A 16,884-nucleotide genomic window follows, 5' to 3' on the forward strand; every position below is an offset into this window, starting at 1 on the left:
ACACTGCTTTTCGGTCCTTGCACGACCTGGAATGTCCCGATCCGTCCCCCGCCGCTGTCCGGCATATTTGAGGTGCCGGTCAGCGGCTCCCTTATCGCATGGGAGCCAAGGATCAGCCTAAGACAAGAATGAAAGGCCAGAATGCGTTTACTGGACAGACTGGGACCTTTGACTTTGATGGGCCTTTTTACGATCGGTACGGTTGCTCATGCCAATCCGGTGCAAGCACAAGCACAAGCGACTGTCGTGCTGACCGTGGCCGGGGGGCTGGTGTGTGGAAAGCGATTATGAAAGCGTGCCCGGGGTGATCGAAGCTGTGCGGGCTGTACCGGCGGCAAGACTGAAAACCCGACTTGCAAAAACGTCAGCCGCGACGGCAGCGGTCATTATGAGGCGGTGCAAATCATCTGCAATCTGGCACAGCTCAGCGTCATGCACGAGAGGGGTCACCCTCCGCCCCAAGTATGCCTGCTGCGCCTGCACCGAGAGTGTCACCCAGGCACCGGCCCCTGCGCATCTGATCGACGGCGGGCTGCCGACCGGGGCACCATCGCGCAAGTCCTGGCAGCCAAGTTCTCGGACCATTTGCCATTATACCACCAGAGCCAGATCCTCGCCCGCTCCGGGATTGATCTCCACCTCAGCGCGCTCGCCGTTTGGGTTGGCACCGCCGCCTTCCACTTTGGCCTGATAGTCGACCGGCTCGCTGAGCACCTTAAGGGCTCAGGCAAGCTGTTCAGGCCCTCTCGGCAGATTTGCCCTGCAAATCACCTGCCGGGTAATAGATGAAACCACGGCGCCGGTTCTGGACCCGGGCCTCCCCGTTCCCGACTGGCCGGTGATCGGGTAGCTCAGTTGTGAAGCGATGCCGCACCTTTTATCGAAGGGCATTAAAGCGGGGACGCTGCCCACCTTGGCCTGACGGCCAATTCCCTCGATGTATTTTGACCAGAAAGAGGTAAACCGTCTCAAATCAAAAGCAAGCCGCCTGAACTTCTTTAAGTTCAGGGATCACGTCCGCTGTGCCATGGCGCGTGACCATCAGCGCCGCAGCCTGCGTGGCCAGTGACATTGCCTCTGCCAACGGCAAACCCCGATCCAGACCTGAGAGAACATATCCGGTGAAAGTGTCTCCTGCCCCCGTCGTATCTACTGGTGTCACCGGAAGAGCGGAAACATCCAGTATCACACCGGTTTCGCCGTTTATATGCCGCGCGCCTTTGGCGCCGAGAGTGATGATCACGTCTTTGACGCCAAGCTCATCGGGTGACTTTCCAGACGCCTCTTTCAACTGTCCGGCTTCCACCTCGTTCAAGATCAGGAAGTCGAGAAATGGCAGAACCGCTTGGACTGCGTCCGAGTTAAAGGGGGCGGCGGCGTAGCAGACCCGCAGCCCGCGATCGCGGCCCGCGCGGGCAGCTTCCTCCTGCATGTTGGTTTCATTCTGCATCACTAGAATGTCGCCTGCACATGCCCGCAAAAGCGCTTGATCCAGCTGGTTCCGGGTCAGCGCACGGTTGGCGCCCGGAAACAGGATGATCTGATTTTCACCCTTTGGTTCCACCGCAATGATGGCGTGGCCCGTCGGGGTGTCCACCTCGGCAATATCGCGAATTCCAACTCCATAGCCCTTCAATCGCTCAACCGCCCAGACCCCGTCAGGGCCCGCCGCACCGATGTGATGCACCTGGCTGCCGGCCCGAACCGCGGCCACGGACATATTCGCCCCCTTGCCGCCAAGAAACCGGTCAAGGTGCCGGGCGGCAAGGGTTTCCCCCGCCGCCGGCAAATGCGGCATAGCATAAACCATGTCCGCATTGATCGAGCCGAGGTTCCAGATTGCCATATGAGATCACCCGATGTTGCAGGCTGCCAGTACCGCCATATTCAAAATGTCATTGGTGGTGGAGGTGGTCGAGCAAATCTGGACCGGCTTGTCGATACCGGACAGGATCGGGCCGATCACCGTGGCGCCGCCCATTTCTTGCATCAGTTTGACCGAGATCGAGGCCGAGTGGCGGGCCGGCACGATCAGGATGTTAGCCGGGCCGCTCAGGCGCTGGAACGGGTAATACCGTTGAGCCCGCTCGTTGAGCGCCACATCAACGGTCATCTCACCTTCGTATTCGAAATCAACACCGCGTTTATCCAGCACGGTGGGCGCGACATGCATTTTTTCAGAGCGTTCTGACACTGGGTAACCAAAGGTGGAGAAGCTGACAAAGGCCACCCGCGGTTCAAGCCCCATATGGCGGGCGACGCCCACGGCACGTTCAGCGATGTTTGCCAGGTGGTTCTCATCCGGCCATTCGTGCACCAAAGTGTCCCCGATCAGAACGATCCGCCCTTTGTGCAGCAGCGCCGTTACGCCGGCGGCACCATGGTCGGCGTCGGCATCAAACACATGGTTGATCCGCTCCAGAACATGGGCTGATTTCCGAGTCGCGCCAGTGACCAGGCCGTCGCCATGCCCATGCGCCAGCATCAGGCTGGCAAATACGTGCCGATCACGTCCTACCAGCCGGTGAATATCCTTGTGATCAAAACCTTTACGCTGCAGGCGGTTATACAGGAAGTCCTTGTAAACATCGAAATTCGGCGTGTTGGCTGCATTGACAATTTCCAGTTCACGCACGGCATCGCCAAGTCCGGCCTTTTCCAGTTTGGTCCGCACATCCTCCTGCCGGCCCACAACCAATGATTTCCCAAAGCCGGAACGCTGGTACATCACCGCAGCGCGCAGCGCACGGGGATCGTCACCTTCGGCAAAAATCATCCGGGACTGGGCGGAACGGGCACGGGCATTCAACCCGCGCAGGATAGAAGCGGTCGGATCCATGCGGGATTTCAATCCGACCTCATAGGCGTCCATGTCCACGATCGGGCGGCGCGCGGCACCGGTATCCATGCCGGCCCTGGCCACCGCCAGCGGAATCCGGTGGATGAGCCGGGGATCAAAGGGGGTAGGAATGATGTAGTCGCGGCCAAAAGACAGAGACTTGCCATAGGCCAGCGCCACTTCGTCCGGCACATCCTCGCGGGCAAGGGCAGCCAAAGCGTGGGCACAGGCTATTTTCATCTCATCGTTGATGGCGCGGGCGTGGATATCCAGCGCGCCGCGGAACAGATAGGGGAAACCCAGCACGTTGTTGACCTGGTTCGGGTAATCCGACCGGCCGGTCGCGACAATGGCATCGACACGCACCTCATGCGCCTCCTCCGGAGTGATCTCAGGATCCGGGTTGGCCATGGCAAAGATCACCGGATTGTCCGCCATCGAGGCGACCATCTCTTGCGTCACTGCACCCTTGACCGAGACGCCCAGGAACACATCCGCGCCGCGCATCGCCTCTTCTAGGGTGCGCAGGTCGGTCTGGATCGCATGGGCCGATTTCCACTGGTTCATGCCTTCTGTGCGGCCCTGGTAGATCACTCCCTTAGTGTCACAGGCAATGCAGTTTTCATGCCGTGCGCCCATCGCTTTCAGCAGCTCGATACAGGCAATGCCGGCTGCTCCTGCCCCATTCAGGACGATCTTCACATCCTCAATTTTCTTGCCCGACAAATGCAGCGCATTGATCAGGCCGGCCGCGCAGATCACCGCGGTTCCGTGCTGGTCGTCGTGAAAGACAGGAATGTCCATCTCTTCCTTGAGCTTCTGCTCAATGATGAAACACTCGGGCGCCTTGATGTCCTCCAGGTTGATGCCGCCAAAAGTCGGCCCCATCAGCTTGACCGCTTCGATGAACTTGTCCGGATCCTCGGTATCCAGCTCGATGTCGATCGAATTCACGTCGGCGAAGCGTTTGAACAGGACAGATTTACCCTCCATCACCGGTTTGGACCCCAAAGCCCCCAGATTGCCCAGCCCCAAGACCGCCGTGCCGTTAGAAATCACCGCAACCAGGTTACCCTTATTGGTGTAATCATAGGCAGTTTCTGGATTTTCCGCGATTGCCTCGCAAGGCACCGCAACGCCGGGAGAGTACGCCAGCGACAAATCCCGCTGCGTTGTCATCGGGACAGTGGCATTGATCTCCCATTTGCCTGGAGACGGCTCCAGGTGAAACGCCAGGGCTTCTGCGTCGGTGATCTTTGTTTTGGGCATTTAATCTCGTGTCCTCTCCTCGTCACAGTCCGTCTTAGCCCAGCCAACCGCGCCCCTCAATCCGGGCTTTCAAGAATCTGTATGGCCAGAATTGAGATAAACACGACTAAAAGACGATAGAAGCCGTCAAGATTTCACCTTAAAGCAGATCTCCAGCCGTTGTATTTTACTAATAGGTATTAACACGCACCTGTCCGCCAGGTGGTGCTGCGCGCTTGAACTCATGGGCCTGAGAAGCACCTGTCAGAATGTCATTTGTACACCCGGAACACGGGCCTAGGATCGAAGGAATACTGAGGGATGATAAGCTTCCAGAACAATTCCGGAGCGATGGTTGCCTTGCAGGCATTGGGCGGCGTCAGTAGCCAGCTCGACACCGTACAAACCAGCATATCCACCGGCAAAGAAGTCGACACAGCGCAGGATAACGCCGCCCTTTGGGCGATCTCCGAGCTGATGGATTCAGATGTCTCCGGATTACGCTCTGTCTCGGACTCGTTGTCGTTGGGTGAAGCCACCGTGGCGGTTGCTTCCGCCGGAGCGGAACAGATCGCTGATACTTTGACCGAAATGAGGTCTCTGGCAGTTATGGCGGCAAGCGGGATGGGGGATCTCAGCAAATTCGAAGCTGCTCTGTCGCTTAGAACCGAGCAGATCAATTCAATAATCTCGTCATCCAATTTCAATGGCGTGAACCTGTTGAAGACCGACGTGGACGGAAATGGCGGCACAGCGCTGGCTGTTCCGTCTGCACTGTCTGCGGCCGGAGGCCTGACGACGCTCAGCGTCGATGGTGTGGACTTCGAAGGCAGCCCGCAGTTTAACATCGGCAACCGGACTGTCATAACCGACAGCGCCAGTGCGCTGACCGCCCTAGGCGAAATCGAGGGTTTCCTGACTTATGCAATCAGCAGTTCTGCTGCGTTAGGCGCCAGCGCCAGCGGCATTGCAGAACAGAACCAGTTCGTCGGAAAGTTGTCGGATACGATCACCCGTGGGGTCAGTTTGATGATCGACACCAGCACGGAGGAGGCGGCGGCAAAACTCCTGGCGCTGCAGGCACAACAGCAGCTGAGTTCAGTCTCACTGTCCATCGTCCATACGATGCCCGACACGCTCCGCAATCTCTACTGACAGCAGGCTGCCGCTGAGGATCCTGGCGGCAGCCACATCCGGGTTTTCCTCGGACCACCCCCATAGTACACGTCTTACAAAGACGACCCGGGGGAATTTTCATGACCGTAACGCCCATGATGGCGCAGTATCTCGAGATCAAGGCAGCACATGCGGATGCGTTGCTTTTTTACCGGATGGGCGACTTTTACGAGATGTTCTTTGAGGACGCAGTCAACGCCGCAGAAGCCCTGGATATAGCGTTGACCAAACGCGGAAAGCACAATGGCAAGGACATTCCGATGTGCGGAGTGCCTGTCCACGCTGCCGAAGGCTATCTGCTGACCCTGATCCGCAAGGGCTTTCGCGTAGCCGTGGGCGAACAGCTGGAAAGCCCGGCTGAGGCCAAAAAACGCGGTTCAAAAACGGTGGTGAAACGGGATGTGGTGCGGCTCGTGACCCCCGGCACGCTGACCGAAGAGTCTCTGTTGGAAGCCCGGCGCCACAATTTCTTGGTTTCCTACTCTGAACTGCGGGACGAAGCCGCACTGGCATGGGCGGACATTTCCACCGGCGCGTTCCATGTGATGCCGGTTGCGCGGATCCGCTTGTCTCCCGAACTGGCCCGTCTGGCGCCTTCGGAGCTCATCGTTGCGGATGGCCCGGCCTATGGCACCGCCCGCCCTCTGGCCGATGAATATAAGATCCCGCTCACACCGCTAGGCAAGGCGAGCTTTGACAGTACCGCCGCGGAAAGGCGCATCTGCACCTTGTTCAACGTCAGCGCCCTGGATGGTTTTGGCACTTTCACCCGTGCCGAGGTCTCAGCCATGGGCGCGCTGATCGACTATTTGGAAATCACCCAAAAAGGCAAACTGCCGCTGTTGCAGCCGCCGCAGCAGGAGGCGCAGGACCGGGTTGTGCAGATTGATGCAGCCACCCGCCGCAACTTGGAACTGACCCGCTCGCTTTCCGGCGGCCGCAACGGCTCTCTGCTGGCTGTTGTCGACCGGACAGTTACCCCCGGTGGTGCCCGACTGCTGGAGCAACGGCTGTCCAGCCCGTCCCGCAATTTGGATGTCATCCACCAGCGCCTTGCCGCATTGGATTTCGCTGTTGACCACGCACAGACCGCCGAAGACCTGCGCGCGGCTTTGCGCAAAACACCGGACTTGGACCGGGCGCTCTCCCGCCTGGCTCTGGAGCGCGGCGGCCCGCGCGACTTGGCTGCCATCCGCAACGGGTTGTCGCAGGCCGAAGCAATTGCTGGGTTCTGCGCCGGTCTCGAACTGCCTGCGCTTATGGCCGGTGCCATGTCAGATCTTCAAGGGTTCGACGATCTGCTGTCGCTCCTTGAAGCGGCCCTAGTGGCAGAACCGCCACTGCTGGCGCGGGACGGCGGTTACATCGCAACCGGTTACGACCCGGAACTCGACGAAGCCCGCACCCTGCGCGACGAAGGCCGCTCGGTGATTGCTTCCATGCAGCAGAAATACGCGGAACATACCGGCATCACGTCACTGAAAATCAAGCACAACAATGTGCTGGGCTATTTCATCGAAACCACCGCGACCCACGCGGATAAAATGATGTCGCCGCCACTGAACGAAACCTATATCCATCGCCAGACAACCGCCAATCAGGTCCGTTTCACGACTGTGGAGCTGAGCGAAATCGAAACCCGCATCCTGAATGCCGGTAACCTGGCTCTTGAAACTGAAAAGCGGCTCTATGCAAAGCTTTCCGGGGCAATTTTGAAGACTGCCGCCCGCCTCAACACTGCCGCCCGCGGGTTGGCTGAGCTGGATCTTCTGACCGGTCTGGCCGATCTGGCACGTGGCGAAAACTGGAGCCGTCCCAAGGTTGACGGCGGCCGCGCGTTTCACGTGGAAGGCGGACGCCACCCGGTGGTGGAGCATGCCCTGCGGCGGCAAGGCGGTGAGACTTTTGTGGCCAATGATTGCGATCTGTCAGCACAGGACGGCGCGGCGGTCTGGCTGCTTACTGGTCCGAACATGGCCGGTAAGTCAACATTCCTGCGCCAGAACGCTCTGATCGCCCTGCTTGCCCAAATGGGAAGCTACGTTCCCGCGGAACGTGCCCATATCGGCGTCGTTAGCCAGCTTTTCAGCCGGGTCGGTGCATCCGACGACCTCGCGCGCGGCCGCTCCACCTTCATGGTGGAAATGGTCGAAACCGCAGCTATTCTAAATCAGGCCGACGACCGGGCTCTGGTGATTCTGGATGAGATCGGCCGTGGCACTGCGACCTATGATGGTCTCTCCATCGCCTGGGCCACTCTGGAACACCTGCATGATGTTAACCGCTCGCGCGCGCTGTTTGCGACCCATTACCACGAACTGACCCAGCTTGCCGCCAAGTTGGAAGGCGTCGACAACGCCACAGTGGCGGTCAAGGAATGGGAAGGCGAAGTGATTTTCCTGCACGAAGTGCATAAAGGCGCTGCTGACCGGTCATATGGCGTGCAAGTGGCGCAGTTGGCCGGCCTTCCGGCATCGGTTGTTGCGCGTGCTCGAGATGTACTCGACATGCTCGAGAAAGGCAGCCGTGAAGGCGGAACGAAAATCCAGATTGACGATCTTCCACTCTTCGCTGCCGCACCGCCGCCAGAGCCAACGGCACCGGTTGGCCCCTCTCCTGCTGAGGAATTCCTCGCAAGCATACACCCGGACGAGCTCTCGCCGCGGGAAGCGCTGGAGATTCTCTACAAGCTGAAACAGGCAGCTACGTAAAACAGAAAGGCGGCGCCAAACGGCTCCGCCTTTCTTTCATTGCCAATAAGCTTCCTGCCGAGGCGCAAGCCCCGGAGGGCCTGCTTCCCTTTAGCCAGCCGGCGTAGAAGACACCCCGACCTGCGCCGCGCGCAGCAAACGGTCGTGCAGCATGAAGCCTTCGGCGGACACCTGGATAATATCACCAGCCTTAGTGCCCGGCACCGGTGCTTCGAACATTGCCTCATGCACCTGCGGATCAAACTTGTCGCCAACCTCTGGCGATACAACCCGGATCCCATGCTTTTCAAACACGCCCAGCAGCGAGCGCATGGTCAGCTCCACACCTTCGATCAGCGCCGCCGCAACTTCGCGCTGCTCGCTGGTCGCCGCCTCGATTGCACGCTTCATGTTGTCGTAAACCGGCAACATGTCACGGGCCAGTTTCGAGCCACCATAATTCTCCGCTTCCCGGCGCGCCTTGTCACCGCGCTTACGGGCGTTTTCGGCATCCGCCAGCGCCCGCATGAACCGGTCCTTCAGCTCATCCCGTTCCGCCCGGAGCGCATCGATTTCCAGCGAGGCATCATCAAATTCCTCGGTCTGCCCCGCCAGCTCTTCAGCCTCGGCGGCAGCGATGTCATCCAGAAAGTCTTCGTCCTTGAGCTCTGCCATGTTTCACCTCTAACTCCGGTCAGACAACAGTTTGCCGACCAGTTGTGCCGTATAGTCCACTATCGGCACGATCCGTCCGTAATTCAGGCGCGTCGGGCCAATCACCCCTACCGCACCGATGATCTTTCGATCCGCGTTCATATAGGGAGACACCACCAAAGAGGAACCCGAAAGTGAGAAAAGTTTGTTCTCGGAACCGATAAAAATGCGCACGCCATCGCCGTCTTCAGTCAGTTCCAGAAATTCGGCGATATCACGCTTGCGCTCCAGGTCGTCAAACAGGGTTCGGATCCGCTCCAACTCCTCGGCCGCTCCAGTCTCGGCCAGCAGATTCGCCCGGCCGCGCACAATCAGCCGTGCCTGATCGCTGCCCTCATCCTCCCATACGGCCAGCCCGCTTTCGATCATAGCATGTGCCAGGCTGTCGATTTCCTGCCGCCGTGCCGATATCTCTTTTTGGATTTCCCGCTGCACCTCGCTCAGCGTCCGCCCCTCAATCAGCGCATTCAGGAAATTCGCCGCTTCCCGCATCGAACTCGGTGTCTGGCCCGGCGGCGGCTTGAACAGGCGGTTCTCCACATGACCGTCGGAAAACACCAGAACCACCAACGCCCGGTCATGCGCCAGAGAAACAAATTCGATATGCCGGATTTCCGCCTCATGCTTGGGTGTCAGCACCAGCGAGGCGCCTTGCGTGACACCGGACAGTGCCGCGCCGACCCTGTCCAGCATGCCGCCAACATCGCCGGCATTCTTGCCCAGCGTTGCATCGATTTTCTGGCGGTCGTTTGCATTGAGGTCACCAACCTCCAGCAGCCCATCGACAAACATCCGCAAACCCATTTGGGTGGGCACCCTGCCAGCGCTTACATGCGGACTGTCCAGAAGGCCAAGATATTCCAGATCCTGCATAACATTGCGAACGGTGGCCGCGCTTACCTTTTCGCTCAGTGAACGTGTCAGCGTACGGCTTCCAACTGGATCGCCGCTCTCCAAATAGCTTTCAACCACCGTCCGGAAAACTTCCCGCGAGCGGTCATTCAGGTCTTGAAGGATATTGTTCGCTTCGCTCATCAGTCTTCCAACGTTTCTTGCGGATTCAACATAGGAACCCAAAGCCCGGATGTCATTAAAGAGCAGCGCGCGAAAAGGTCAATCGGGCTTGCATCGCCTGTCGACAGGGGGATATCCCCAAGCCAGAAAATAAAGGATGTGCCATGCGACCCTCGGGAAGAGAACTGAATGAAATGCGCGCCGTGTCAATTGAGACCGGCTTCACCAAGCACGCTGAAGGCTCCTGCCTGATCAAGGCCGGCGATACCCACGTCCTGTGCACCGCCACCATCGAAGACCGCGTGCCGCCCTTTATCAAGGGAACCGGACTTGGCTGGGTCACTGCAGAATACGGCATGCTGCCGCGCGCCACAAACACCCGCATGCGCCGCGAAGCAGCATCGGGCAAGCAAGGCGGCCGCACTGTAGAAATCCAGCGTCTGATCGGGCGGGCCCTGCGCGCCGGTGTTGACCGCGTCGCCCTGGGCGAACGTCAGATCACCGTCGACTGTGACGTGCTGCAGGCCGATGGCGGCACCCGCTGCGCCTCGATCACCGGCGGCTGGGTGGCTCTGCGCCTGGCAGTCAACAAGCTGATGAAAGCCGGCGATGTGAAGATGGATCCTTTGACGGATCCGGTCTCGGCGGTATCCTGCGGCATCTACGCAGGCCAGCCGGTGCTGGATCTGGATTATCCGGAAGACTCAGAGGCCGGCGTCGACGGAAACTTTATCATGACCGGATCGGGCAAGCTGATCGAAGTTCAGATGTCTGCCGAAGGCTCCCTGTTCTCCCGGGACCAGATGAACCAGCTGATGGATCTGGCCGCCAAAGGCACCACAGAACTCGCAGAGATGCAAAAGGCTGCCTGCAAATGACCCGCAAACTGGAAGGCGGCAAACTGCTTGTCGCCACCCACAACAAGGGTAAGCTGAAAGAGATCACCGAGATACTCGCCCCCTTTGGCGTCAGCGTCGCCGGCGCCGGCGAAATGAACCTGCCGGAGCCGGAAGAAACTGAAGACACCTTTGTCGGCAATGCCCGGATCAAGGCCCACGCAGCTGCCAAGGCAACCGGCCTGCCAGCCCTGTCAGATGATTCCGGTATCACTATTGATGCGCTGAATGGTGCCCCGGGTGTCTATACCGCCGACTGGGCAGAAACCCCGAATGGCCGTGATTTTCAGAGGGCGATGGCGCGTGCGAATGAAAAGCTGAACGCCGTTGGCGCCGAAGCCCCCCGCACCGCCCAGTTCCGCTGTACCCTGGTTATTGCGTGGCCTGACGGCCACGACGAAGTGTTCGAAGGCGTGATGCCCGGCCAACTTATATGGCCGATCCGCGGCGAGCATGGCTTTGGCTATGACCCAATGTTCCAGCCAGACGGTTATGACATCACCTGTGCCGAAATGGACCCCGAAGAAAAAAACAAGATAAGCCACCGCGGTAAGGCAGTTACCCAGTTCGTCCAGGGCTGTTTCGGTGGATGATTGGCGCAAAGCAGGCTTTGGCCTCTATGTGCATTGGCCCTTTTGCCAGGCCAAATGCCCTTACTGCGACTTCAACAGTCATGTCTCCGCAAATATTGACCAGAACCTATGGGTTAGGGCCTATGTAAATGAACTGGACAGACTGTCACAGCAGCTTTCCGGCCGCGTCCTCAACTCAATATTCTTTGGCGGCGGCACACCTTCATTGATGCAGCCTGAAACCGTAGCTGCAGTTATTGAAAAAGCACGTGAAATCTGGCCCTTTGCCAATGACATAGAAATCTCTCTTGAAGCGAATCCAGGCTCTGTCGAGGCTGGCCGCTTTGCCGGCTACCGGGATGCCGGGGTCAACAGGGTCTCGATGGGCATTCAGGCTCTGAATGACGAAGATCTGCACCGGCTGGGACGCATTCATAGCGTCTCCGAGGCCAAAGCCGCCTTCGACATCGCCCGAAATTGCTTTGACCGGGTCAGCTTTGATCTGATTTATGCCCGCCAGGGTCAGACATTGAAAGGCTGGGAGGCTGAACTGCGTGAGGCGCTCTCAATGACTATTGACCACCTGTCGCTCTACCAACTGACTATTGAGGACGGCACCGCTTTTGGTGACCGCTATGCCCGGGGCAAGCTGCGGGACTTGCCGGCTGACGACACGGCCGCGGACATGTACCAAGCGACCCAGGAAATTTGTGCGTCTTATGGTATGGGCTGTTATGAAATTTCCAACCACGCCAAGCCAGGCTCGGAATCTCGTCACAATCTGATCTACTGGCGCTACGGCGACTATGCCGGGATCGGCCCCGGCGCCCATGGCCGGTTAACTTTGAACGGTTCCCGATATGCCACGGAAACCCATCTGGCCCCAGGAGCCTGGCTGGCAGCGGTCAGAAACGGTAACGGAGAATCCCTTCGCGACTCTCTTTCCCCAGAAGTTGCTGCGGTGGAATACTTGATGATGGGGATGCGCCTCTCTGAAGGTCTGGATATGGTGCGTTTCGCCGAACTTTCAGGCGCAGAACTTCCTCAGAACCGGTTGGCAGACCTTGTCCAGATGGGCATGGTAACTATCTCTGACCAGAGGCTTCGCGCGACGGAACAGGGACGCGCCCTATTGAATGCGGTCCTCCGCGAACTGTTAATGGATTGAAGCAATGCGTTTTATTTATGCTGGCCTTGGACTGTTCTGTGTTGCCTTGGCCGTCATAGGTATTGTTCTGCCCTTGCTGCCAACTGTTCCCTTCCTTCTACTCGCTGCGTTCTTTTTCGCAAACTCATCTGAGCGCCTGCATAGTTGGATTGTGGATCACAATATTTTTGGCCCAATGATCCTGGATTGGCGCGAGCGCGGCGCCATCCGATCAGGTGCAAAAACGGCGGCAACCGTCTCGATTGCCGCCGTTTTCGGACTGTCTCTGATGCTTGGTATTCCCAGTCATATTTTAGGGATTCAAACCGTCGTCCTATCTGCCGTTCTTCTGTTCATTTGGACCCGGCCTAGCGGCTGAGCAAGTTGCACAGTTCGTCCAGCTGATCCAGGTTATCGTAACTGATAACTACAGCGCCGGCCTCGCCGCCGGGCTTGTGATCAATGGACACTTTCATTTTCAGCACAGCCGACAGATCCCCTTCAAGAGCGCGGGTATCCGCATCCTTTTCCGGTATCCTTTTCGGCTTCTTCGTAACCGAGGTCAGTGCACCTGCGGCATCTTTCTTGACCAGCGCTTCCGTTGCGCGAACCGACAGCCCTCCCTTGACAATTTTTGCTGCAAGGTCTGAAGCGTTGTCAGAGGTAATCAGCGCACGAGCGTGTCCAGCCGACAATTTGCGTTCCTGCACCAGGATCTGAACATCTTCCGGCAGGTGCAGAAGGCGCACTAGATTTGCAATATGGCTACGGCTTTTGCCAAGTGCTTCAGCCATCCGTTCTTGCGTATGGCCGAATTTTTCCATCAGTTGCTTGTAGCTCTGTGCCTCTTCCAGTGCATTCAGGTCCGCGCGCTGAATGTTTTCGATAATGGCCACTTCCATCATCTCAACATCCGAATAATCCCGGATCAGGACAGGCACTTCATGAAGTTGGGCAGCCTGAGAGGCGCGCCACCGGCGTTCGCCAGCAACGATTTCGTACATTCCGCCCGGCCGCGGCCGCACTATCAGTGGCTGCAGAACGCCCTTTTCCTTGATCGACGCAGTCAGATCATCCAAGTCCTCCTGCAGGAACTGACGACGCGGCTGGTTCGGATTAGCAATGACATTTTCAATAGGAACCAGAACTTCCGCATTCCGCGGAGCCTCTGCCTGCGTGCTCACCGGCGCAGGGTTCACATCTGCCATCAACGCTGACAATCCCCGGCCGAGTCCGCGTGGTTTTGTTTTCTTGTCTGCCATGATTGCCTCCGATAGGTATTCTTCATTTATGCCGCTATCTTGTGATGTTTATTCAGGATCTCTTCTGCCAATGCGCGGTATGCCTGTGCACCCAGAGAATTCGTATCATAGTTCAGCACCGGCTGCGCATAGGAAGGTGCTTCGCTCACCCGGACATTGCGCGGGATTTTCGTTTGGAACACCAGATCACCCAGATTGTCCCGCGCGTCCTGTTCTACTTGCTGCGACAAGTTGTTACGGCGATCAAACATGGTTAGGACAATTCCTTCGATCCGTAGGTTTGGATTCGCTGACTGCCGAACTTCCCTAATTGTCAGCATAAGCTGGGTCACCCCCTCCAGGGCAAAGAATTCACTTTGCAGCGGAATCAGAACCGAGTGCGCTGCCACCATTGCATTGACTGTCAGAAGGTTCAGGGAGGGCGGGCAATCAATTAGGACGTAGTCCCAATCATACTCGTCCATTGCTGTTTGACGCAGAGCGTCGTGCAGCAGGAAACTGCGTTTTTCATTGGTAAAGAGTTCGATATCAGCCGAACTTAGGTCAACCGTGGCTGGAATAATACACAGATCCTCAATCTCAGTCCTCTGAATGACGTCACTCAGCAATGAATCTTCAACTAAAAGATCATAGGTTGTCAGATCCCGGTCAGACGGTTCAATACCCAGTCCGGTTGAAGCATTCCCTTGCGGATCCAAATCGACGACGAGCACGCGCAATCCGGTTTCCACCAAGGCGGCCGCAAGGTTGATGGCTGTTGTTGTCTTTCCAACTCCGCCTTTCTGATTTGCCACCGCGATAATACGAGGCCCCTCGGGGCGGGAGTAATCAGACACGTGCCACTTCCCTTATTTTCAGGATTACTGCTTCTTGTTCTGTCAGACTTTTAACCGGTTCCACATCGAACTGCCATTGCTGCCGCGCGTTATCCACTTCTTTTTTCCAGCTTTCACCTTTTGCGAATAACGCCACCCCTGCAGGCGAAAGATGGCGTTCAGAAAATCCCAGCAAAGTAGTTAAATCGGCTAGCGCCCGAGCAGAAAGAACGTCAGCTTCTTGGGGCCTAGCCCGTTCAATTCTATCCGTTAAGATGGCCACTTTAGCACCACATTCCCGTGCGGCGGTCCGAAGAAATGCAGATTTTCTCTGATCGCTTTCAATCAAGGTTACCCTCATGCCAGGTACTTCATCTGCAGCAAGTAGAGCGACAATCAGACCGGGGAAACCTCCGCCGCTTCCAATATCAACCCAGTGTTCAACTGAGTCACTACACCGAAACACTTGCACAGAATCGACAATGTGACGCATCCATAGGTGATCCAAGCTGGACTTCGAAACGAGATTAATTTTTGGGTTCCACTTACGTATAACCTGTTCAAAAACCTCAAATCGGTACAATGTTTCACGTGAAACATCAAGCTCTTCAATAATCGCTGTCCTATTCACGCGGACTTCCCCTTCCGCGGCAGGCCACGCCGTAAGCGGGCCAGAAGAAGAGCAAGCGCAGCCGGAGTCATACCATCAATGCGCGCAGCCTGCGCCAGGGTTTCAGGACGGGACTGGGAAAGCTTACTTTGCAACTCTTTGGACAGGCCTTCGATTCCCTCGAATGAAAAATCTGTAGGGAATAGATAGCCCTCATCTCTCTTTATCGCTGTAACTTCCCTTTGTTGCCGTGCGATGTAGTTGGCGTAGAGCGCATCCCGCTCCAATTGCCGGCGAACCTCATGATCTACTCCATCCAATTCAGGCAGAAGCGGAATAAGGTCCTCAAAAGTGACATCCGGAAACGCTAGAACATCAAACCCGTCGCGACGGGTTCCATCTTGATTAATCCGTATACCAGCGGAAGATACCTGTTTTGGGGTGAACGATTGCGACCTCAGAATATCCCGGCCTGATGCTAAGCGCTCGTTCTTTTCCAAGAACGCACTCCGACGATCTACTCCCGCGCAGCCGATTTCGATAGCTAAAGGCGTAAGCCGTTGGTCCGCGTTATCTGCCCGCAAGGACAGCCGGAATTCCGCCCGCGACGTGAACATACGGTAGGGTTCAGTAACGCCATTAGTAGTAAGATCGTCGATCATCACGCCAATGTAGCTGTTTGAGCGGCCGAAAGTTACAGGGTCTTTCGCCTGGGCTTTGCGCGCAGCGTTCAAGCCGGCGACCATGCCTTGCGCAGCGGCCTCTTCATATCCGGTTGTACCGTTGATTTGGCCGGCCAGATACAAGCCCGGCACATCCTTCAATGACAGATCCAGTTTCAGAGCCCTAGGGTCTACATAGTCATATTCAATTGCATAGCCTGGCTGAAGAATATTTGCCTTCTCTAACCCTTTGATGGAGCGGACATACGCCTCTTGGACGTCCAGCGGCAAGCTTGTGGAAATTCCATTCGGATAGACCGTGTGGTCCGATACGCCCTCCGGTTCCAAGAAAATCTGGTGCGAGTCCTTTTCGGAGAACCGCACGATTTTGTCTTCAATTGATGGGCAGTACCGAGGCCCGACACCTTCAATATGGCCGCCATACATTGCTGACCGTTCCAGATTTTTTCGGATGATGTCATGAGTCTGCGCGTTGGTATGTGTTATCCCGCAGGAAACTTGCTTGGCGCTCGCGCCCCTGCTCATAAATGAGAAGAATACCGGATCCTCATCTCCGGGCTGTCTTTCCAGACTATCCCAATCTATCGTGCGCCCATCCAGCCGAGGTGGTGTGCCGGTCTTTAGCCGGCCCAACGGCAGATCAAAACTATCCAGGCGTTCCGCTAACTTTACCGAAGGCTTATCGCCTATCCGACCTCCTGGCCTTGAAGTTTCACCGATGTGTATGACACCGCGCAGAAATGTCCCGGAGGTCAGGATAACTGCCTTGGCTGGAACTTCACTGCCATCGGCCAGCACAACGCCAGATACGGCTTCCCCCGCCATCAGGAAATCCGTAACCTCACCTTCCAGAATATCTAGGTTTGGTTGTGCCTCGGTCAGTCTCAGCATCTCCTGACGATAGATCGCCCGGTCAGACTGGGCTCTTGGACCTTGAACCGCGGGCCCTTTTCGGCGATTCAGCAGCCGGAATTGTATTCCCGCAAGGTCAGCAACATGTCCCATTACTCCATCAAGAGCATCGATTTCCCGGACAAGGTGCCCCTTACCTAATCCGCCGATAGCAGGATTGCACGACATCACACCGATGCCGTTTCGATTCAGGGTAATCAGAACTGTAGCTGCACCCATGCGTGCTGCAGCGTGGGCCGCCTCAGTTCCGGCATGCCCGCCACCAACAACAATCACATCATACTTCGGATGTTTCACGTGAAACAC

The 16,884-nt window shown here is 57.1% G+C and carries 14 protein-coding genes and 1 pseudogene; 7 read left to right on the forward strand and 8 right to left on the reverse strand.

Annotated elements, in window-relative coordinates; translation table 11 throughout:
- Positions 1-445: 445 nt before the first annotated feature.
- A pseudogene (locus tag VOI29_RS24510) lies at positions 446-817 on the forward strand (transposase); the annotation flags it as partial.
- 156 nt (positions 818-973) lie between these two features.
- On the opposite strand, the gene VOI29_RS00525 reads toward VOI29_RS24510, so the two are convergent.
- Both VOI29_RS00525 and VOI29_RS00530 read right to left on the reverse strand, forming a co-directional pair.
- Complete coding sequence (locus VOI29_RS00525; RefSeq protein ID WP_323775511.1) at positions 974-1,846, reverse strand: ribokinase; 873 nt, start codon at positions 1,844-1,846, stop codon at positions 974-976.
- A gap of 6 nt (positions 1,847-1,852) precedes the next feature.
- Positions 1,853-4,108, reverse strand: a complete 2,256-nt coding sequence (locus VOI29_RS00530) for an NADP-dependent malic enzyme (RefSeq protein WP_323775512.1) — start codon at positions 4,106-4,108, stop codon at positions 1,853-1,855.
- A gap of 300 nt (positions 4,109-4,408) precedes the next feature.
- Here VOI29_RS00530 and VOI29_RS00535 point away from each other — a divergent pair, with 300 nt between their 5' ends.
- Together VOI29_RS00535 and mutS are read left to right on the forward strand one after the other, a co-directional pair.
- Entirely contained in the window at positions 4,409-5,242 is an 834-nt protein-coding gene (locus VOI29_RS00535; RefSeq protein ID WP_323775513.1) for a flagellin, read from the forward strand.
- Positions 5,243-5,343: 101 nt separating this feature from the next.
- Entirely contained in the window at positions 5,344-7,974 is a 2,631-nt protein-coding gene (gene mutS, locus VOI29_RS00540) for a DNA mismatch repair protein MutS (protein ID WP_323775514.1), read from the forward strand.
- A gap of 90 nt (positions 7,975-8,064) precedes the next feature.
- Here mutS and VOI29_RS00545 read toward each other — a convergent pair whose 3' ends face one another.
- Together VOI29_RS00545 and hrcA are read right to left on the reverse strand one after the other, a co-directional pair.
- Positions 8,065-8,628, reverse strand: coding sequence for a nucleotide exchange factor GrpE (locus VOI29_RS00545; RefSeq protein WP_024092134.1), 564 nt, complete (start codon positions 8,626-8,628; stop codon positions 8,065-8,067).
- A gap of 9 nt (positions 8,629-8,637) precedes the next feature.
- The gene (gene hrcA, locus VOI29_RS00550) at positions 8,638-9,702 is read right to left on the reverse strand and encodes a heat-inducible transcriptional repressor HrcA (RefSeq protein WP_323775515.1); all 1,065 of its coding nucleotides are present in this window, start codon (positions 9,700-9,702) and stop codon (positions 8,638-8,640) included.
- 143 nt (positions 9,703-9,845) lie between these two features.
- Between hrcA and rph the strand changes: the two genes are divergently transcribed.
- The 4 genes from rph to VOI29_RS00570 are packed head-to-tail and all read left to right on the forward strand — an operon-like array spanning position 9,846 to position 12,675.
- Positions 9,846-10,559, forward strand: coding sequence for a ribonuclease PH (rph, locus tag VOI29_RS00555; RefSeq protein ID WP_323775516.1), 714 nt, complete (start codon positions 9,846-9,848; stop codon positions 10,557-10,559).
- Positions 10,556-11,170 (forward strand): RdgB/HAM1 family non-canonical purine NTP pyrophosphatase, encoded by a 615-nt coding sequence (gene rdgB, locus VOI29_RS00560; protein WP_323775517.1) that lies wholly within the window; start codon positions 10,556-10,558, stop codon positions 11,168-11,170. The genes rph and rdgB overlap by 4 nt, the downstream gene beginning before the upstream one ends.
- The gene (gene hemW / locus VOI29_RS00565) at positions 11,163-12,317 is read left to right on the forward strand and encodes a radical SAM family heme chaperone HemW (RefSeq protein ID WP_323775518.1); all 1,155 of its coding nucleotides are present in this window, start codon (positions 11,163-11,165) and stop codon (positions 12,315-12,317) included. The genes rdgB and hemW overlap by 8 nt, the downstream gene beginning before the upstream one ends.
- Positions 12,318-12,321: 4 nt before the next feature.
- Positions 12,322-12,675 (forward strand): YbaN family protein, encoded by a 354-nt coding sequence (locus VOI29_RS00570; RefSeq protein WP_323775519.1) that lies wholly within the window; start codon positions 12,322-12,324, stop codon positions 12,673-12,675.
- Here VOI29_RS00570 and VOI29_RS00575 read toward each other — a convergent pair.
- From VOI29_RS00575 to mnmG, 4 genes are read right to left on the reverse strand one after another with little or no spacing between them, the layout of a single operon-like run.
- Positions 12,665-13,558 (reverse strand): ParB/RepB/Spo0J family partition protein, encoded by an 894-nt coding sequence (locus VOI29_RS00575; protein ID WP_323775520.1) that lies wholly within the window; start codon positions 13,556-13,558, stop codon positions 12,665-12,667. The two genes, VOI29_RS00570 and VOI29_RS00575, sit on opposite strands and share 11 nt — an antisense overlap.
- A 26-nt stretch (positions 13,559-13,584) precedes the next feature.
- Positions 13,585-14,394, reverse strand: a complete 810-nt coding sequence (locus VOI29_RS00580; protein ID WP_323775521.1) for an AAA family ATPase — start codon at positions 14,392-14,394, stop codon at positions 13,585-13,587.
- The gene (rsmG, locus tag VOI29_RS00585) at positions 14,387-15,004 is read right to left on the reverse strand and encodes a 16S rRNA (guanine(527)-N(7))-methyltransferase RsmG (protein WP_323775522.1); all 618 of its coding nucleotides are present in this window, start codon (positions 15,002-15,004) and stop codon (positions 14,387-14,389) included. Before rsmG ends, VOI29_RS00580 begins: the two co-directional genes overlap by 8 nt.
- A complete protein-coding gene (gene mnmG, locus VOI29_RS00590; protein WP_323775523.1) occupies positions 15,001-16,875 on the reverse strand; it encodes a tRNA uridine-5-carboxymethylaminomethyl(34) synthesis enzyme MnmG in 1,875 nt (624 codons plus the stop codon). Before mnmG ends, rsmG begins: the two co-directional genes overlap by 4 nt.
- Positions 16,876-16,884 lie beyond the last annotated feature (9 nt).

This window comes from Leisingera sp. (genome assembly GCF_034669605.1).
In the GTDB taxonomy this organism is placed as follows: Bacteria; Pseudomonadota; Alphaproteobacteria; order Rhodobacterales; family Rhodobacteraceae; genus Leisingera.